17 protein-coding genes are annotated in these 16,848 nt (G+C 65.5%); 10 read left to right on the top strand and 7 right to left on the bottom strand.

What is annotated here, in order from left to right:
• Nucleotides 1-16: 16 nt before the first annotated feature.
• The 6 genes from hpf to HV798_RS06725 form a co-directional block, all read right to left on the bottom strand.
• Entirely contained in the window at nucleotides 17-355 is a 339-nt protein-coding gene (gene hpf, locus HV798_RS06750) for a ribosome hibernation-promoting factor, HPF/YfiA family (protein ID WP_025141030.1), read from the bottom strand.
• A gap of 222 nt (nucleotides 356-577) precedes the next feature.
• The gene (gene lptB, locus HV798_RS06745) at nucleotides 578-1,372 is read right to left on the bottom strand and encodes an LPS export ABC transporter ATP-binding protein (protein WP_025141031.1); all 795 of its coding nucleotides are present in this window, start codon (nucleotides 1,370-1,372) and stop codon (nucleotides 578-580) included.
• A 33-nt stretch (nucleotides 1,373-1,405) separates the two neighbouring features.
• Entirely contained in the window at nucleotides 1,406-2,047 is a 642-nt protein-coding gene (gene lptA, locus HV798_RS06740) for a lipopolysaccharide transport periplasmic protein LptA (RefSeq protein WP_025141032.1), read from the bottom strand.
• Nucleotides 2,044-2,676 (bottom strand): LPS export ABC transporter periplasmic protein LptC, encoded by a 633-nt coding sequence (lptC, locus tag HV798_RS06735; RefSeq protein ID WP_175191546.1) that lies wholly within the window; start codon nucleotides 2,674-2,676, stop codon nucleotides 2,044-2,046. Before lptC ends, lptA begins: the two co-directional genes overlap by 4 nt.
• A gap of 33 nt (nucleotides 2,677-2,709) precedes the next feature.
• Complete coding sequence (locus HV798_RS06730; RefSeq protein ID WP_025141034.1) at nucleotides 2,710-3,318, bottom strand: KdsC family phosphatase; 609 nt, start codon at nucleotides 3,316-3,318, stop codon at nucleotides 2,710-2,712.
• On the bottom strand, nucleotides 3,315-4,304 hold the full coding sequence (locus tag HV798_RS06725; RefSeq protein ID WP_175191547.1) for a KpsF/GutQ family sugar-phosphate isomerase: 990 nt from the start codon (nucleotides 4,302-4,304) through the stop codon (nucleotides 3,315-3,317). Before HV798_RS06725 ends, HV798_RS06730 begins: the two co-directional genes overlap by 4 nt.
• A 105-nt stretch (nucleotides 4,305-4,409) precedes the next feature.
• On the opposite strand from HV798_RS06725, the gene purT reads away from it, so the two are divergent.
• The 8 genes from purT to HV798_RS06685 all read left to right on the top strand — a co-directional run bounded on the left by purT (nucleotide 4,410) and on the right by HV798_RS06685 (nucleotide 13,533).
• On the top strand, nucleotides 4,410-5,627 hold the full coding sequence (purT, locus tag HV798_RS06720) for a formate-dependent phosphoribosylglycinamide formyltransferase (protein ID WP_175191548.1): 1,218 nt from the start codon (nucleotides 4,410-4,412) through the stop codon (nucleotides 5,625-5,627).
• 294 nt (nucleotides 5,628-5,921) lie between these two features.
• Complete coding sequence (locus tag HV798_RS06715) at nucleotides 5,922-6,467, top strand: GbsR/MarR family transcriptional regulator (protein ID WP_025141037.1); 546 nt, start codon at nucleotides 5,922-5,924, stop codon at nucleotides 6,465-6,467.
• Between the two features lie 127 nt (nucleotides 6,468-6,594).
• A complete protein-coding gene (locus HV798_RS06710; protein ID WP_025141038.1) occupies nucleotides 6,595-8,169 on the top strand; it encodes a cytochrome ubiquinol oxidase subunit I in 1,575 nt (524 codons plus the stop codon).
• Between the two features lie 13 nt (nucleotides 8,170-8,182).
• Entirely contained in the window at nucleotides 8,183-9,337 is a 1,155-nt protein-coding gene (gene cydB, locus HV798_RS06705) for a cytochrome d ubiquinol oxidase subunit II (protein WP_175191549.1), read from the top strand.
• A 15-nt stretch (nucleotides 9,338-9,352) separates the two neighbouring features.
• On the top strand, nucleotides 9,353-9,478 hold the full coding sequence (gene cydX, locus HV798_RS06700) for a cytochrome bd-I oxidase subunit CydX (protein WP_025141040.1): 126 nt from the start codon (nucleotides 9,353-9,355) through the stop codon (nucleotides 9,476-9,478).
• Complete coding sequence (gene cydD / locus HV798_RS06695; RefSeq protein WP_175191550.1) at nucleotides 9,475-11,232, top strand: thiol reductant ABC exporter subunit CydD; 1,758 nt, start codon at nucleotides 9,475-9,477, stop codon at nucleotides 11,230-11,232. The genes cydX and cydD overlap by 4 nt, the downstream gene beginning before the upstream one ends.
• A complete protein-coding gene (cydC, locus tag HV798_RS06690; RefSeq protein ID WP_175191551.1) occupies nucleotides 11,229-12,926 on the top strand; it encodes a thiol reductant ABC exporter subunit CydC in 1,698 nt (565 codons plus the stop codon). The genes cydD and cydC overlap by 4 nt, the downstream gene beginning before the upstream one ends.
• Nucleotides 12,927-12,981: 55 nt before the next feature.
• The gene (locus tag HV798_RS06685) at nucleotides 12,982-13,533 is read left to right on the top strand and encodes an adenine phosphoribosyltransferase (protein WP_025141043.1); all 552 of its coding nucleotides are present in this window, start codon (nucleotides 12,982-12,984) and stop codon (nucleotides 13,531-13,533) included.
• A 29-nt stretch (nucleotides 13,534-13,562) separates the two neighbouring features.
• Here the strand turns inward: HV798_RS06685 and HV798_RS06680 are convergent, their stop codons facing one another.
• Nucleotides 13,563-14,453: a LysR family transcriptional regulator gene (locus tag HV798_RS06680; RefSeq protein WP_175191552.1), complete on the bottom strand. Its 891-nt coding sequence runs from the start codon at nucleotides 14,451-14,453 to the stop codon at nucleotides 13,563-13,565.
• 383 nt (nucleotides 14,454-14,836) lie between these two features.
• Here HV798_RS06680 and HV798_RS06675 point away from each other — a divergent pair, with 383 nt between their 5' ends.
• Together HV798_RS06675 and HV798_RS06670 are read left to right on the top strand one after the other, a co-directional pair.
• Entirely contained in the window at nucleotides 14,837-15,220 is a 384-nt protein-coding gene (locus HV798_RS06675; protein WP_025141045.1) for a DUF4148 domain-containing protein, read from the top strand.
• A gap of 435 nt (nucleotides 15,221-15,655) precedes the next feature.
• Nucleotides 15,656-16,768 carry a porin gene (locus HV798_RS06670; protein WP_025141046.1) on the top strand — a complete coding sequence of 371 codons (1,113 nt, stop codon included), beginning with the start codon at nucleotides 15,656-15,658 and terminating at the stop codon, nucleotides 16,766-16,768.
• Nucleotides 16,769-16,848 lie beyond the last annotated feature (80 nt).

The following is a 16,848-nucleotide window of genomic DNA, read 5'->3' as shown; positions in this document are numbered from 1 at the left end:
CGGGTCATGAAGCGCGTTACTGCTGGGGTGGCGAGAGGCTCGCCGCTTGCCGCTTCACGGACTCTGCCGTGTGACTTCGTACCTTGTCCTTGTGCTTGATGACCTGACGGTCGACTTTGTCAGCAAGAAGGTCTATCGCTGCGTAGAGATTTTCATCGGTTGCTTCACAATGAATATCCTTGCCGCTAAGACGCATGGTGATTTCGGCTCTGTGCCGCAGGGGCTCTACTGAGAGCATGACCTGGGTATCGATGACGTGATCGAAATGCCGCAGCACTCGCGCCAATTTGTTCATGACATATTCCCGGATGGCCGGGGTGACGTCGAGGTGACGACCGCAGATGCTCAGGTTCATAGTGTGCTCTCCTTCTAAAAGAGGAAAAAATGGTGCGCAAAATGCGCGGTGGGGTCGTTAGGCGTTCTCCTTGTTTGAGAGGGTTCGTTTAGTACTAGTGTATAGACTCGGGCCGATAAAACAAGCTGACCTAGCGCAAGTTCATGGCATTTTTATGGCGGATTCCCAGGGGGCGCTCCCAGGGGGCCACGAAGGGCCCTAGGGGCTTTCCCCAGGGGCCTGTTACATGCGGAAGTGCTCGCCCAGGTAGACGCGCCGCACGGCCGGATCGCCGACGATTTCGTCGGGGTGGCCGTCGGTCAGGACCTTGCCTTCGCTGATGATGTAGGCGCGGTCGCAGATGCCGAGCGTTTCGCGCACGTTGTGGTCGGTGATCAGCACGCCGATGCCGCGGCCCTTCAGGAAGCGCACGATGCGCTGGATTTCGATCACCGCGATGGGGTCCACGCCGGCAAAGGGTTCATCCAGCAGGATGAAGCGCGGGCTGGTGGCCAGTGCGCGCGCGATTTCCACGCGGCGGCGTTCGCCGCCCGACAGCGAGATGGCGGCGTTGCTGCGGATGTGGCCGATCTGCAGTTCTTCGAGCAGCAGTTCCATCTGCTCGTTGATCTTGGGCGTGGACAGCGGGCGGCCATCAGGCCCCAATTGCAGTTCAAGCACTGCGCGGATGTTCTGCTCGACCGTCAGGCGGCGGAACACCGAGGCGTCCTGCGGCAGGTACGACAGCCCCATGCGGGCACGCTTGTGGATCGGCATGGCGGTGATGACCGAGCCGTCGATTTCAATGCGGCCGGCGTCGGCCGGTACCAGGCCCACGATCATGTAGAAGCTGGTGGTCTTGCCGGCGCCGTTGGGGCCGAGCAAACCGACCACTTCGCCGCTGACGACGGACAGGGACACGTCCTGCACCACGGTGCGGCCGTTGTAGGTCTTGCGCAAGCCGGTTGCGCGCAGGCTGCCCTGCTTGACGCCCGAAGGGGCGGAGGTCACAGGAGTCTGCACAGAGGGTTGGTTCATCGTGGCTGCGTATGGTGGTGCATGGGAGGCGCTTTAACGCCCTTTCTTTGATTCTTGCTGCTTGCGGCATTCGGCCACGGCAGCATCGGACTTGGCGCGCGGTTCGGCCACCGAACGGACCCGTCCGCCCGCGGCGGCCGAATTCGGGCCGCCCTGGGCTTCGTAGGTGCCGCTCTTTTCGTTGTAGCGTACCCGTTCCCCGCGGATGGTGTCGAAAGGCTTGCCACAGACGTAGCGCACGACCACGGCCTGGCCGATCAGGTCGAACGTGCTCTTGGTGCCGTCGTATTCGGCGCGCAGGCCCTTGCCTTCGATCAGCTCGAAGGTCTCGGGGCGTTCCTGGCGGATGGTCACGACCTTGCCCTTGTTCGCCGTGGCGGTGCCGTACTGATTGCCGGCGGCGTCTTCGCGCATTTCGAGCACGTCGGAGGTCAGCGTCATCAGGCCGCGCGTCATGTTGACGTTGCCGGTGAAGACGCTTTGCTTCTTGACGTCGTCGTAGTGCAGGGTGTCCGACAGGATCGTGGTGGTGGGTTCCTCGGCGGGCGCGGCCTTGGCCGTGCTCGCGGCCGGCTTGGGGTCGGCCGCAAGCGCCGGCGCAACCGCCGATGCCATCAGCAGCACCGCGCCCAGCAGGCGCGTGGTGGGGGCAATGCGAATCCGAAGGTCGGTCATGGTTTCTTCTGGTCAGAGGTGTTGGCAGGCGTCTCGGTCTGGCGGCGCGACTTGTTTTCCGTGCCGGCGATCTCCACGTCGGTGGAGGCCGATACCTGCAGTTGGCGTGTCTTGTTGTTGTAGTGCATGCCCTTGCCGTTCATGCGCGAGCGTCCCTTGATGACCTCGGCCGGCAGGTCGGTATAGACCACGTCGTCGTCGGGCAACAGGATGAGCTGCTGGCTGCGCACGTCCAGCACGTCGTTGTTGGCGTCGGGCTGGCGGTGCACATGGGCGTCGCCATTCATGACGATGCGCTTGCCGCCCTGTTCCATGACGGCGGTCTTGGACACGCCCACGGTGATCGGGTTGGCTTCGCGCTGGCCAATGGCTCGCGGCTGGGTGATGTGGTACGAGTCGTCGTCCGGGAAATGCTCGGCGTATTCGCCTTCCAGGCGGTTGATCGGACGGCCGGTGGGGTCGGTGCGCAGCATCACGAAATTGCGCGACCACGCGTCCATTTCGTGCGTGACGCGGCGCGGCGGATCCGACTGGATGGCGCGCTGCGCGTAGTCGGCCGCCCAGTACGTGCTGGCGACAAGCACCAGCAGCAGGAACAGCGCGATCAGGGAAGGAAAACGATCTTTCATCAGGTCTGCCGGTCAGGGCGTAGTTAGGGGCGCTTACTGGATGGCGCCCGGGCCGAGCAGGCCCGGCGCCGCCAGGAAGCCGCCCAGGCGGCCTTGCGAGGCCAGCACCAGGTCGCAGCATTCGCGCACCGCGCCGCCGCCGCCCGGTTGCGTGGCGATCCAGTGGGCTGCCTGGCTGACGTAGCCTGGTGCGTTCGGCACGCTGGCGGCAAAGCCGGCGCGTTGCATGGCCGGCAGGTCGATGATGTCATCGCCCATGTAGCCAGTCTGGTTCAGTTGGACCGCACTGCGCTGCGCAAGTTCGGCCAGCGCCGCGCCTTTGTCGCGCACGCCCTGCATGACTTCGGAAATGCCCAGTTCGGCTGCGCGGCGCGCCACGATGGGGCCGGAACGGCCGGTCATCAGCGCTACCTTCAGGCCGCCTTCCATCAGCAGGCGCAGGCCGTGGCCATCCAGCGCATGGAAGCGTTTCAGCGCTTCGCCGGTTTCGCCGTAGTACAGGCTGCCGTCGGTCAGGACGCCATCCACATCGAAAACCATCAGGCGCACGGCGGCGGCGCGTTCGCGCACGGCCGGGGTGATACGGGCCAGGACCAGCGCTTCGGCCGGGTGGGTGATCGAAGGAGGAAGGGTCATAGTCATACCACTTTGGCGGCCATCAGGTCGTGCATGTGCAGGGCGCCGAGCAGGGCGCCGTCGGCGTCCAGCACCAGCATGTGATTGAGCCGCTGGTCGTCCATCTGGCGGGCGGCCTCGACGGCCAGCGCATCCGGATTGACGCTGCGGGGGGAGCGGGTCATGCCTTCGTCGACCGTCAGGCTGCGGATGTCGCCGTAGCGGGCGATCAGGCGGCGCAGGTCGCCGTCGGTGAAGATGCCCAGCGGGCGGTGTTGCGCATCGGTGACCACGGTCATGCCCATGCCTTTGGCGGACATGACTTCCAGCGCCTGCGACACCGGCGTGCCCGCTGCCACGATGGGCAGGGCGTCGCCCTGGCGCATGACGTCGCGCACGTGGGTCAGCAGGCGGCGGCCCAGCGCGCCGCCGGGGTGCGAGCGGGCGAAGTCCTGCGGGCCGAAGCCGCGGGCTTCCAGGCAGGCCACGGCCAGCGCGTCGCCCAGGGCCAGGGCCGCGGTGGTGCTGGCGGTGGGCGCCAGGTTCAGCGGGCAGGCTTCCTGCGCCACGCTGGCGTCCAGGTGGACGTCGGCCAGGCGGGCGAGTTCGGATTGCGGGTTGCCGGTGATGGCGACCAGACCCGCGCCCATGCGGCGCGCCACCGGCAGGATGGTCAGCAATTCCTGGCCGGAGCCGGAATACGAAATGGCGATCAGGACGTCGTCGCGGGTGATCATGCCCAGGTCGCCGTGCACGGCCTCGGCGGCATGCACGAAGAACGCGGGCGTACCCGTGGACGCCAGCGTCGCGGCGATCTTGCGGGCGACGTGGCCGGTCTTGCCGATGCCGCTCACGACCACGCGGCCGCGGCAGGCCAGCAGCATGGCGACAACCTGCGCGAAACTGTCGTCCAGGCGGGCAGACAGGTCGAGGATGCCCTGGCTTTCGATTTGCAGCGTCCGGCGCGCAGATGCCAGCGCGGTGTCGGACGATGTGGTGGGATGGTCGGTCATCAGGGGATTTTAATATCAGGTTGCGGGTTTGCCCCGGGCAGGGGGGTATGGCATCCTGGCGGCTCTTTTATCCGGCTATCAATCTTTCCTTTCCAGGCCCGCTCCATGTCCAGCATTCCCAGCCCCGTCCTTGGCACGCCCCTGTCCCCCCTGGCCACCCGAGTCATGCTGCTCGGATCGGGCGAATTGGGCAAAGAGGTCATCATCGCCCTGCAAAGGCTGGGCGTGGAAGTGATTGCGGTGGACCGGTATGCGGACGCGCCAGGCCACCAGGTGGCGCACCGCGCCCATGTGGTGTCGATGACGGACCCGGAAGCCCTGAAACGGGTCATCCAGCAAGAGCAGCCGCACGTTATTGTCCCCGAAATCGAGGCCATTGCCACCAGTTTGCTGGTGGAACTGGAATCGGCGGGCGTGGCGCGGGTCACCCCGACCGCCCGGGCGGCCCAACTGACCATGAACCGCGAAGGCATCCGCCGCCTGGCGGCCGAGACCCTGGGCCTGCCGACCTCGCCCTACCGTTTCGTGGATACCGAGGACGAACTGCGCCAGGCCATCGACGACGGCATCGGCTATCCGTGCGTCATCAAGCCGGTCATGTCCTCGTCGGGCAAGGGCCAGTCGGTCATCAAGAGCGTGGACGACGTCGCGACCGCCTGGCGCTATGCCCAGGAAGGCGGCCGGGTGGGCGGGGGCCGCGCCATCGTCGAAGGCTTCATCCGCTTCGACTACGAAATCACCCTGCTGACCGTGCGCGCCCGTGGCGCGGACGGCCAGGTCGAGACCCGCTACTGCGAGCCCATCGGCCACAAGCAGGTCGACGGCGACTACGTCGAAAGCTGGCAGCCGCACCCGATGTCGCCCGCCGCGCTGGAGCGGTCGCGCGATATCGCGCTGGCGGTCACGTCCGAGCTGGGCGGCCTGGGCATCTTCGGCGTCGAGCTGTTCGTGGCCGGCGACCAGGTCTGGTTCTCGGAAGTCAGCCCGCGGCCGCACGATACCGGCATGGTCACCATGATCACCCAGGCCCAGAACGAATTCGAGCTGCACGCCCGGGCCCTGTTGGGCCTGCCGGTGGACACCTCGCTGCGCCAGCCCGGCGCCAGCAGCGTCATCTACGGCGGTGTCGATGCGCAGGCCGTGTCGTTCCACAACGTGGCGCAGGCGCTGGCCGAGCCGGGCACCGACATCCGCCTGTTCGGCAAGCCGGAATCCTTTGTCCGCCGCCGCATGGGCGTGGGGCTGGCCGTGGCCGAAGACGTCGCCGCCGCCCGCGCCAAGGCCAAGCGCGTATCGGCCGCCGTGACCGTCAAGGCCGGCTGACCTTTCCTTCGCCGGGCGCCGCGATGGCGCCCCGCAGTTGCGATAACCTCGCCACCCGCCTGACCGGCGGGTGGCTTTTTTTCGTCGTGAGATTGCAACAGGAAGGCTCTAATTTGCAGGGGCGAACGGCGGATTCACCTGCGCTTGCGGCAATACCCCTTCCACGAGTGTGGTTTGCGCTTTCGCACAGTTTGTTCGATAATTTCAGGAATTTCTGAAAACGGCGTAACTAGTTATATCCGACCATTCAGGTCGGGAATGGCCGCCGTGGTTGCTGACTGGTCTGGATTGCCCATGGTGCTTACCCCTCAAAACGAACGTTTCGTCCTGCATTTCGGCGAAATGGGCAGCCGTTGGGGCGTGAACCGCACCGTCGGCCAGATCTACGCCCTGCTGTTCCTGTCGCCCGAGCCGCTGCACGCCGACGACATTGCCGAAACGCTGGGTTTTTCGCGTTCCAACGTCAGCCTGGGCCTCAAAGAGCTGCAGTCCTGGCGCCTGGTCAAGCTGGTGCACCAGGTCGGCGACCGCCGCGACTACTTCGAGACCCCCAAGGACGTCTGGGAGATCTTCCGCATCCTCATGGAAGAAAAGCGCAAGCGCGAAATCGATCCCACCCTGACCCTGCTGCGCGACACACTGCTCGAACCCCCGTCGGGGCCCAACGAAGCCTATGCGCAGCAACGCATGACCGAAATGCTGGAGCTCATCGAACTGTCCACCGGATGGTTCGATGAGGTTCAACGCCTGCCGCCCGAGACGCTGCAGAACCTGATGAAGTTGGGTTCGAAGGTGCAGAAAGTGCTTGGATTCGCCGGCAAATTGCGGGGCAAAAGCTGATTTCGATCCGCCCCGATTTTTCAGGAAACCTCTATGAAGTTGTATACATCGCCCGTATCATGGCGCGAGAGACGGCCTGGGAACCATGCCGGTTGCTGTGGCTACTCACCTGCATGGGAGCGCCCCAATGATTGATCTCGACGTAGTGAACCTGTCGCGATTCCAGTTTGCCGCGACCGCGCTTTACCACTTCCTTTTCGTTCCCCTCACGCTTGGCCTGTCGTTCATCCTGGCCATCATGGAAAGCGTGTACGTCATGACCGGCCGCCCCATCTGGAAGCGGATGACCATGTTCTGGGGCACCCTGTTCGGCATCAACTTCGCGCTGGGCGTGGCCACGGGCGTGGTCATGGAGTTCCAGTTCGGCATGAATTGGTCCTACTACAGCCACTATGTGGGTGACATCTTCGGCGCGCCGCTGGCGCTCGAAGGGCTGATGGCCTTCTTCCTGGAAGCCACCTTCGTCGGCCTGTTCTTCTTTGGTTGGAACCGCATGTCCAAGGTCAGCCACCTGGTGGTGACCTGGCTGGTGGCGTTCGGCACCAACTTCTCGGCGCTGTGGATCCTGATCGCCAACGGCTGGATGCAGAACCCGGTGGGGTCCGTGTTCAACCCGGACACGATGCGCATGGAAATGACCGACTTCGCCGCGGTGATCTTCAACCCGGTGGCCCAGGCCAAGTTCGTGCACACGGTCAGCGCGGGCTACGTGGCCGGCGCCATGTTCGTCATGTCGATCAGCGCCTGGTACCTGCTCAAGGGCCGTCACACCGACCTGGCCAAGCGCTCGATGGCGGTGGCGGCCAGCTTCGGCCTGGCGTCCGCGCTGTCGGTGGTCGTGCTGGGGGACGAAAGCGGCTACCTCACGACCGAACACCAGAAGATGAAGATCGCGGCCATGGAGTCCATGTGGCACACCGAGCCCGCGCCCGCTTCCTTCAACCTGATCGCGATTCCCAATCAGGCCGAGCGCAAGAACGACTTCGCCATCGAGATCCCGTACGTCATGGGCATCATCGGCACGCGTTCGCTGACCACGCCGCTGCTGGGTATCGACGACCTGATCCTGCGCGCAGAAAACCGCATCCGCGATGGCATGGTGGCGTATGACGCCCTGCAGAAGATCCGTGCCAATCCCAAGGATACCGATGCGCGCATGGTGTTCGACCGGACCTGGCCGGACCTGGGCTACGCACTGCTGGTCAAGCGGCATCAGCCCGACATGAGCAAGGTCACGGAAGACGACATCAAGAAGGCGGCCGTGGACACCGTGCCGAACGTGGCGCCGCTGTTCTGGGCGTTCCGCATCATGGTGGCTGTGGGCATGTACCTGATCCTGTTCTTCGGCGTGGCGTTCTGGCTGGCCTCGCGGGGGCGCCTGGACAGCCGCCGCGGCCTGCTCAAGGTTGCGCTGTGGAGCTTGCCGTTGCCGTGGGTGGCGATTGAAAGCGGCTGGTTCGTGGCGGAATACGGCCGCCAGCCCTGGGTGATCGAAGGCGTGCTGCCGACGTATTACGCGGCATCCGGCCTGACCATCGCCGACCTGGCCATCAGCCTGGCGATCTTCTTGGTGCTGTACACGGTGCTGCTCATCATCGGCGTCAAGGTGATGCTGCACGCGATCAAGGCCGGACCGAAATCCGACGCGCCCGCGCCTGCCGGCGCCGCCGCCGATCCTGTCCGCGCCGCCGTGCGCGCTTAAGGGGAGAGAAGCCATGGATACCCTTATTCCTTTCGACTACGCCACCTTGCGGGTGGTCTGGTGGGCGCTCTTGGGCGCGCTGCTGATCGGCTTTGCCGTCATGGACGGCTTTGACCTGGGCGTGGCGGCGCTGCTGCCGGTGGTGGCCAAGACCGACGCCGAGCGCCGGGTCGTCATCAACGTCGTCGGCCCCGTCTGGGAAGGCAACCAGGTGTGGCTGATCACGGCGGGCGGCGCCATCTTCGCCGCATGGCCCTTGCTGTATGCCGCATCGTTCTCGGGCTTCTACCTGGCGATGATGCTGGCGCTGATCGCGCTGATCCTGCGTCCGGTGGGCTTCAAGTACCGCAGCAAGATGGAAGGCACCCGCTGGCGCAATACCTGGGACGGCGTGCTGTGCTTCTCGGGTGTGGTGGCCTCGCTGGTGTTCGGCGTGGCGGTCGGCAACATCATCCTGGGCGTGCCCTTCACGTTCGACGGCAACGCGCTGCGCATGGTCTACCAGGGCCATTTCTACCAGCTGTTCACGCCGTTCGCCTTGCTGTGCGGCGTGCTGAGCGTGGTGATGCTGGCCATGCACGGCGCGGTGCTGCTGGCATGGCGCACCGAAGACCCGATCTCGTCGCGGGCGCGCAACTGGGGCCGCCTGGGCGCGCTGCTGACACTGGCGCTGTTCATCGCGGGCGGCTTCTGGGTGGCTGGCGGCATCGGCGGCCACGCCATCACCAGCACGGTCGACATGCAAGGTCCGTCGGACCCGATGCTCAAGACGGTCGCGGTGCAGACCGGCGCCTGGATGGCCAACTACGCCACCTGGCCGCTGATGTGGATCGCGCCCATCCTGGGCGTGGCCGGTGCGGTGCTGGTGCTGCTGTTCCTGACGCTGCGCGCCAACGTGCTGTCGTTCCTGGCGTCGTCGGTGTCGATTGCCGGCGTCATCCTGACGGTGGGCTTCTCGCTGTTCCCGTTCCTGATGCCGTCCTCGACCAATCCCAAGGCCGGCCTGACCGTCTGGGACGCGTCGTCCAGCCACATGACGCTGTGGATCATGGTGATCGCCGTCGTCATCTTCCTGCCGATCGTGACGCTCTACACCGCCTGGGTGTACCGCGTCATGCGCGGCAAGGTGACCCATGAATCCGTGGGCGACACGCCCAACTCATACTGACAAGGAGCCTGCACCATGTGGTATTTCTCATGGATACTCGGCCTGGGGCTGGCGTGTGCGTTCGCTATTCTCAACGCCATGTGGTTCGAGCTGCGCGAAGGTCACTCGCATGACCCGCGTGCCAGCCGTGAAGACGAGTGAGCGGCGGCGCTAGCAGCCTCGAGCACGACCCTTCGGCAAGCCTGCGCAAGCCGCCGCGCGAGCAATCGCGCTGGCTGATGTCCCTGGCCCGGGCGGCCCGGTTTCCGCTGATGCTGGCGGGGGCCGCGCCGCTGGTGTCGGGCGTGTTGCTGGTGGTGCAGGCCTGGCTGCTGGCGAACGTGCTCGACGCGGCCATTGCCAGGCAGGTGCCGCGCCAGGAACTGCTGGCCGGCATCCTGGCCATCGCGGCCTTGATGGGCGTGCGCGCCTGCATCACCTGGCTGGGCGAGCGCGCGGGGGCCGATGCCTCTGAACGCATCAAGCGCCACGTGCGCCAGGCATTGTTCACACGCTTGCTGGACAAAGGCCCCGACTGGAGCCGCAGAAAGGCGTCGGGCGAAATCGCCAGCGCGCTGGTCGACCAGGTCGAGGCCCTGGACGGATTTTTCGCCAAGTATCTGCCGGCGATGGCCGCGGCGGCATTGCTGCCCGTGGCTTTTGCCGTGGTGCTGTTGCCCGTGGACGTGGTGGCAGGCCTGGTGCTGCTGATCACCGCGCCTCTGATTCCGTTGTTCATGGCGCTGGTGGGGTGGGGCGCGCAAGGCGCCAGCCGCCGGCACCTGCGGGCGTTTGCACGCCTGTCGGGCTTTTTTGCCGACCGGTTGCGCGGCCTGTCCACCCTGAAGCTCTACGGCCGCGCCGAAGCCGAGGCGGCGTCGGTCGCTGCCGCCAGCGACGCGCTGCGCCAGCGCACGATGTCGGTGCTGCGCATTGCCTTCCTGTCGTCCGCGGTGCTGGAATTTTTCGCCGCGCTGGGCGTGGCGGGCGTGGCCGTCTATATCGGCCTGACCTACCTGGGCTTCCTGGACGTGCGCTGGTCGCCGCTGACGCTGCAGGCCGGGCTGTTCTGCCTCTTGATGGCGCCCGAAGTCTATGCGCCGCTGCGCCAGTTCGCGGCCCACTACCATGACCGTGCCGCGGCGCTGGCCGCGGTGACGCAGATCGCCACGCTCTTTGACGGGCTGCCTGAAGGGCTGCCGCAAGACGCAGCCGCCCAGGCCGAGCCGGCCGCGCCTGCGGTTGTCACGCCGGGCGCTGCCGCCTTGGCGGTGGCGGGCCTGAGCGTGACCGCGCCCGGCCGCCCGCTGCCGGTGCTGTCCGATGCCACGCTGTCGCTGGCGGCGGGCGAACACGTCGCGTTGATGGGCGAAAGCGGCATCGGCAAGTCGACGCTGATCGAAGCCATTGCCCGCCTGCGGCCCTGTACCGGCGACGTGCGGATCGACGGCGCGCCGCTCACCCAGTGGCGTGAAGCCGACCTGCGTGCGCGAGTGGCGCTGATCGGCCAGAAGCCGCAATTGCTGGCAGGGTCCATTGCCGACAACATCCGGCTGGGTCGCCCGTCCGCGTCCGACGCCGAGGTGCTGGAGGCCGCGCGCCGCGCTTGCGTGCTGGAATTCGCAGAGAGCCTGCCGCAGGGCCTGGCCACGCCGCTGGGCAGCCGCGGCCATGGCCTGTCGGGCGGCCAGGCGCAACGCGTGGCGCTGGCAAGGCTGTTCCTGCGCGACCCGGGCCTGATCCTGCTGGACGAGCCCACCGCCCACCTGGACGAGGCCACGCAAGCGCGTGTGCTCGATGAAATCCTGGCGTTCGCCGCCGGCCGCACGCTGCTGCTGGCCACGCATTCGCCCGCCGTCGCCGCGCGGTTCTCCCGCGTGCTGCGCATTGCCGACGCGAAAGTGAAAGACGCATGAAGAACCTGTTGTTGCTGTTGCCCCTGTATGTCCGCCGCAAGAGCGGACTGTTGCTGGCCTTGTTTTGTGCCCTGGCGACGGTGGCCGCCGGCGTGGGGCTGCTGGGCGTGTCCGGCTGGTTCCTGACCGGCGCGGCGCTGGCCGGGGCGGGCGGCGCGTTCAACCTGTTCGCGCCGTCGGCGCTGGTGCGCGGGCTGTCGTTCCTGCGCATCGTGTCGCGCTATGCCGACCGGGTGGTGGGCCATTCGGCCACGCTGCGTCTGCTGGCGGACCTGCGCGGGACCGTATTCAACGCCTTGATCCGGCTGACGCCGCGCCAGCTGGCCCGCTACCGCAGCGGTGATCTGGTGGCCCGCATGACGGGCGACGTCGATGCGCTCGATACGGTGTTCCTGTTCGTGTTGGCGCCGTTGGCGACCGCCATCCTGGCCGGCGCAATCCTGACCGCAGTGCTGGGCTACTGGGTGCCGGCGGCGGCGCTGGCGTTCGCGCTGGCCCTGTTGACCGCCTGTCTGCTCGTACCGCTGTGGCTGGTGCGCGCGGCCCGCAAGCCGGGGGCGGCCGCACAGGAAAGCGCGGCCGGGCTGCGCGCAGCGACGCTGGATGCCGTCGATGGCCATGCCGACATGGTCGCGTTGCACGCACAAGCCCAGACCTGCGAGCACTTCGAGCAATTGTGCGCGGCCAGCGCCCGGGCGCGCGCCAGCCAGGCCAGGGTCGCCGCGCGCGGTCAATGGTTTCTGCAGATCGCGGCCGGGTTGTCGGTGCTGGCGCTGCTGTGGTTCGGCCTGGACACCTTCGAGGCGGGCGCGTTGGCGGGGCCGCTGCTGGTGGGGCTGTTGCTGGCGGTCATCGGCATCTTCGAAGTCGCGGGCCCCATCATGCGCGGCGCCTCGCGCATGGGTTCGGCGCTGTCGGCCGCTGCGCGCATCCGTGATGTGGCGCAGCGCGAGCCCGACATGACGGACCCTGCCATGCCAAGCCCGCTGCCGCTGCGCGGGGCGCTGGAACTGGATGGCGTCGATTTTTCCTATCCGGCACGTCTGCAAGGCCAGGCCGTGCCCGTGCTGCGGGATCTGCACCTGCGCGTGGCGCCGGGCGAACGCGTGGCCATCGTCGGCGAGAGCGGCGCGGGAAAATCGACGTTGCTGCATCTATTGCTGCGCCTGGAAGATCCGCTGGGCGGCCACGTGCGCTTTGCCGGCGTGGATGCTCGCGCGTGTGCGCAGGCGGACTGGCATCGGCGCATCGCGCTCTTGTCGCAGGACGCGCCGGTATTTCTGGGCACGCTGCGCACCAATCTCTTGATCGGCGACCCGCAGGCCGACGACGCCGCGCTGTGGCGCGCACTTGATGCCGCGCGCCTGGGCGAGTTCGTGCGCGGCTTGCCCGACGGCCTGGATACCTGGGCCGGAGAAACCGGCTCGCAGCTGTCGGCGGGCCAGGCGCGGCGCCTGTGCCTGGCGCGCGCGCTGCTGTCGCCCGCCGCCGTCATCGTGCTGGACGAACCGACGGCGGGCCTGGACGCGGCGACCGAGGCGCAATTTCTGGCCGACCTGGGCCCGGCAGTGCAGGGGCGCACCGTCGTGCTCGCGACGCATGCGGTGTTGCCGCCCGGCGCGGTCGACCGTCGCTATGCATTACGCGACGGTCGGCTCCATGAATTGTCATCACAGGCGGCAATCCTGGCTTAAGCGCGGTGGCAAGGTTATAGTTCGCCTTGCTTCAATTCTTCAGGGCCGTCTTACCATGCAGACCGACAACGCCGAGTACATCCGGCGCACTATCCGCAGCGTTCCAGACTGGCCCCAACCTGGTGTCATTTTTCGCGACATCACGCCCGTGCTGCAGGATCCTCGCGCATTCCGGGTGCTGATCGATCTCTTCGTCTACCGTTACATGCGCCAGCGCCTGGATCTGGTCGCGGGGGTGGATGCGCGCGGTTTCATCATCGGCAGCGTGCTGGCCTATGAACTGAACCTGGGTTTCGTGCCGGTACGCAAGAAGGGCAAGCTGCCCTATCGCACCGTGGCCGAGGAATACTCGCTGGAATACGGCAATGCGTCGGTCGAGATGCACACCGATTCCGTGCGCACCGGTCAGCGCGTCCTGCTGGTCGACGACCTGATCGCCACCGGCGGCACCATGCTGGCCGCCATCAAGCTGCTGCAGCGCCTGGGCGCCAACGTGGTCGAGGCTGCGGCCATCATCGACCTGCCCGACCTGGGTGGTTCGGCCAAGGTCGCGGCCACGGGCACGCCGCTCTATACCGTCTGTAAATACGACAGCGAAACGGCGTAGTTCGTTCGGTGTGCCTGGGCAGGCAATGCTCAGTTGTCCGACAGGCGCGGCTGGATGAAGTCCAGGAAAGCCTTGGTCTTGGCCGGCAGCATGCGCGACGGCAGCAAGGCAAACAAGGGCAGCGGGGTGAGGCTCCAGTCGGGCAGCACCCGCACCAGGCCCGCTTGATTGATCGCCCGTTCCATTGCATCGAACACCAGCAGCGGCGTGATGCCCAGGCCTTGCCCGGCCAATCGTCCCAGCATGCCGACGTTGTTGGCCGACAGTCGGCCGGATACCTGCACGCGTTCCACCTTCTCGCCCGAATGCAGCATCCAGAAGGATGACTCCTCGCGCATGGTGGGGCGCAGGCATTCGTGGTGGCTCAGGTCGGCGGGCACGCGCGGTTCGCCATGGCGCGCCAGGTAGTCGGGCGAGGCATACAGCTGGTGGGCCATCAGCACGATCTTGCGCGAAATCAGGCTGGAATCAGGCTGCTGGCCAAAGCGCAGGATCAGGTCGAACGGATTGCTGATCGGGTCGATCGGCCGCATGCTCAGGTCGAAGTCGCATTCGATATCCGGATGCTGTTCGCGGAACTCGCGGATCACGGCGGGCAGGAACAATTGCGCCAGGCTGGTGGGCAACGAAATGCGCAGGCGGCCCTTGGGCTGCACCGCCATGTCCAGCAATTGATCGTGTGCGATGCGGGCTTCTTCGACTATGTGGCGGCAGCGCTCGAAATAGATGGCGCCGGCCTCGGTCAGGTCGATCTTGCGGGTGCTGCGGTTGAGCAGGCGCATGCCGACGCTGCGTTCCAGTTCGCTGACACGGCGCGACAGCGTGGAGGTCGGAATATTCAGGGCCTCGGCCGCATGGCTGAAGTTCTTGCGCTTGGCGACTTCGACAAACAACGCGATGTCGTTAAGCTGGATATCCATGGGGCCCTCGAAAGTCAAAATTCCATTTCTGGCAGGTTTGTATCATAAATGGAATTATTGTCCCGGCAGTGGAAATGTCTATTTAGCCACGCCGAATGAATCCCTCATCACGTGGTGAATTCATCTTCCGTTACCTAACTGGCTGGCGCCTGAACGCTTGCCAGCCTTGCCGCCATTGCTTGTGCGAGGGGATTGCGCAATTGATGAGCAGACTGAACCGGATACGGCTTGCAATTGTCCCATCAGTGCAAATATGTTCACCAAAATAAGGGTTTTTACTAGGGCCTAATAACCAGATACTTCATCCCAGCAATCAAATTGTCATATCGCAGCAGCCGTCCCGGCCGCCGACGGTATGCAAGGTTTAGGATGGAGTCATCACAATGAAAGCCCTAGCTACCGCACTCATGGTTACCGCAACGCTGGTGGGTATGTCCGCCGCCCACGCCGACGGCAAGACCCGCGAACAGGTTCAACAGGAACTGCAAGCCGCCAAGGCCGCAGGCCAGGTCACGTTCGGCGAACAGGACTACCCGCCCGCTACCGTGCAGCGCACCAGCCTGTCGCGTGAACAAGTCCAGCAAGAACTGCAAAGCGCCAAGGTTGCCGGCCAGGTCACCAGCGCAGAACTGGATTACCCGCCCCGCGCCGCCGCGCCGGAATCGGTGGGCAAGACCCGCGAACAAGTGCGCGACGAATTGGCCCGCGCCAAGGCCAGCGGCGAATACACGTTTGGCGAACTGGACTACCCGCCCAAGGGCCGTTGAGTCGACGCCGCCGTTGCAGATCGGACAGAACCCCTGGCGCGACTAGGGGTTTTTTGTCTCAGTGGCATGAGTCGATACGGCGCGGGATGTCGCGTTTATGCCGCAAAAACTGTGCGGCCGGCGCAACAAGTGATGTCGCGACACAGCCCGAAATCGCCGCGTCAAACCCCGTCAATAGCGCAATTGCGAGTAAGACTTCACATTTGATATCAAGGCGTTAACACGGATTCCTGCCGGCTGGGCCCAGCCGGGCGACGGGCATTATCCCACCCATGGAAAGTAGTTCGTCGAAATCCGGGTTACTTCAAATTGTTCCAAGATCGACACTAGATTCAGTGCACAGGCCGCTCGCTTTTTCGTAGCGGCCCGCTACCCGCGGCGGCTGTCGCCGTGCGGTTGCGGATTGCCTTTTATCTTGCCATTTTGGGGACTTTTATGAAGAAGACGCTATTGGCTGTCGCGTTGCTGGCCGGCTTTGCCGGCGCTGCGCAAGCCGCCGACTCCGTGACGCTGTACGGCTTGATCGACGCCGGTGTCGGCTACGAGCAAGTGAAGTTCGACGGCGCCAAGCAAAGCCGCTTTGGCGGCACGCAGGGCGTGAGCAGCGGTTCGCGTTTCGGCCTGCGCGGCTCGGAAGATCTGGGCGACGGCCTGCGCGCCGTGTTCAACCTGGAAGCCGGTTTCGGTCCGATGAACGGCCAGTCGTTGCAGAACGGCCGCCTGTGGGGCCGCCAAGCTACCGTGGGCCTGGACAGCGATAGCTGGGGCCGCCTGGAATTCGGCCGCCAGACCAACCTGGCTTCGAAGTACTTCGGTTCGATCGACCCGTTCTCGATCAGCTACAACACCGCCAACCTGGGTACCACGTTCGGCAGCGCCAACACGATGCGCCTGGACAACATGGTGCTGTACCAAACCCCCAGCATGGGTGGCTTCAAGGCCGGCGTGGGCTACTCGTTCAGCGCCGACGACAGCGTCAATGATTCGAAGCAGACCGGCTTTGCCACGGGCAACAACAACCGTGTCATCACCGCTGGCGTGCAATACCTGAACGGCCCGCTGAACCTGGCGGCCGCCTATGACCGTTTCGATCCGTCCAACGATCGCGCCGGCGGCCAGTCCAATGCCCGCATCCAGGAATACATCATCGGCGGTTCGTACGACTTCGAAGTGGTGAAGCTGGCTGCTGCCTTCGGCCAGACCCGCGACGGCTGGTTCATCGGCCAGAACATGGGCACCACGCCGGACGGCATGCAGAAGCTGGGTTCGTTCAAGCTGGCTGACGGTTTCCGCGCCAACTCGTACATGATCGGCGCCACCGTGCCGCTGGGCCGCCACGCGGTGTTCGGTTCGTGGCAGCGCGCCACGGCCAGCAACGACAAGCTGACCGGCGACGATGCAACGTTCAACGTCTACAGCCTGGGCTACACCTACGACTTCACCAAGCGCACCAACCTGTACGCGTACGCCTCGTATGGCGACAACTACGCGTTCCAGAAGGATGCGCGCGACACCGCGTTCGCCGTGGGTGTGCGTCACCGGTTCTAAGCCAAAGCCGGTCCGGCTGCACCTTGCTGAATGCGCGGCACATTCTCCGTGAGCCGCCGAGTGACAGCGAACCCCCCCTT

This window comes from Achromobacter deleyi (genome assembly GCF_902859705.1).
GTDB classification, from domain to species: domain Bacteria; phylum Pseudomonadota; class Gammaproteobacteria; order Burkholderiales; family Burkholderiaceae_B; genus Achromobacter; species Achromobacter deleyi.
Note: the sequence above shows the minus strand (reverse complement) of the source record. Positions and strands in the feature narration are given on the sequence as shown.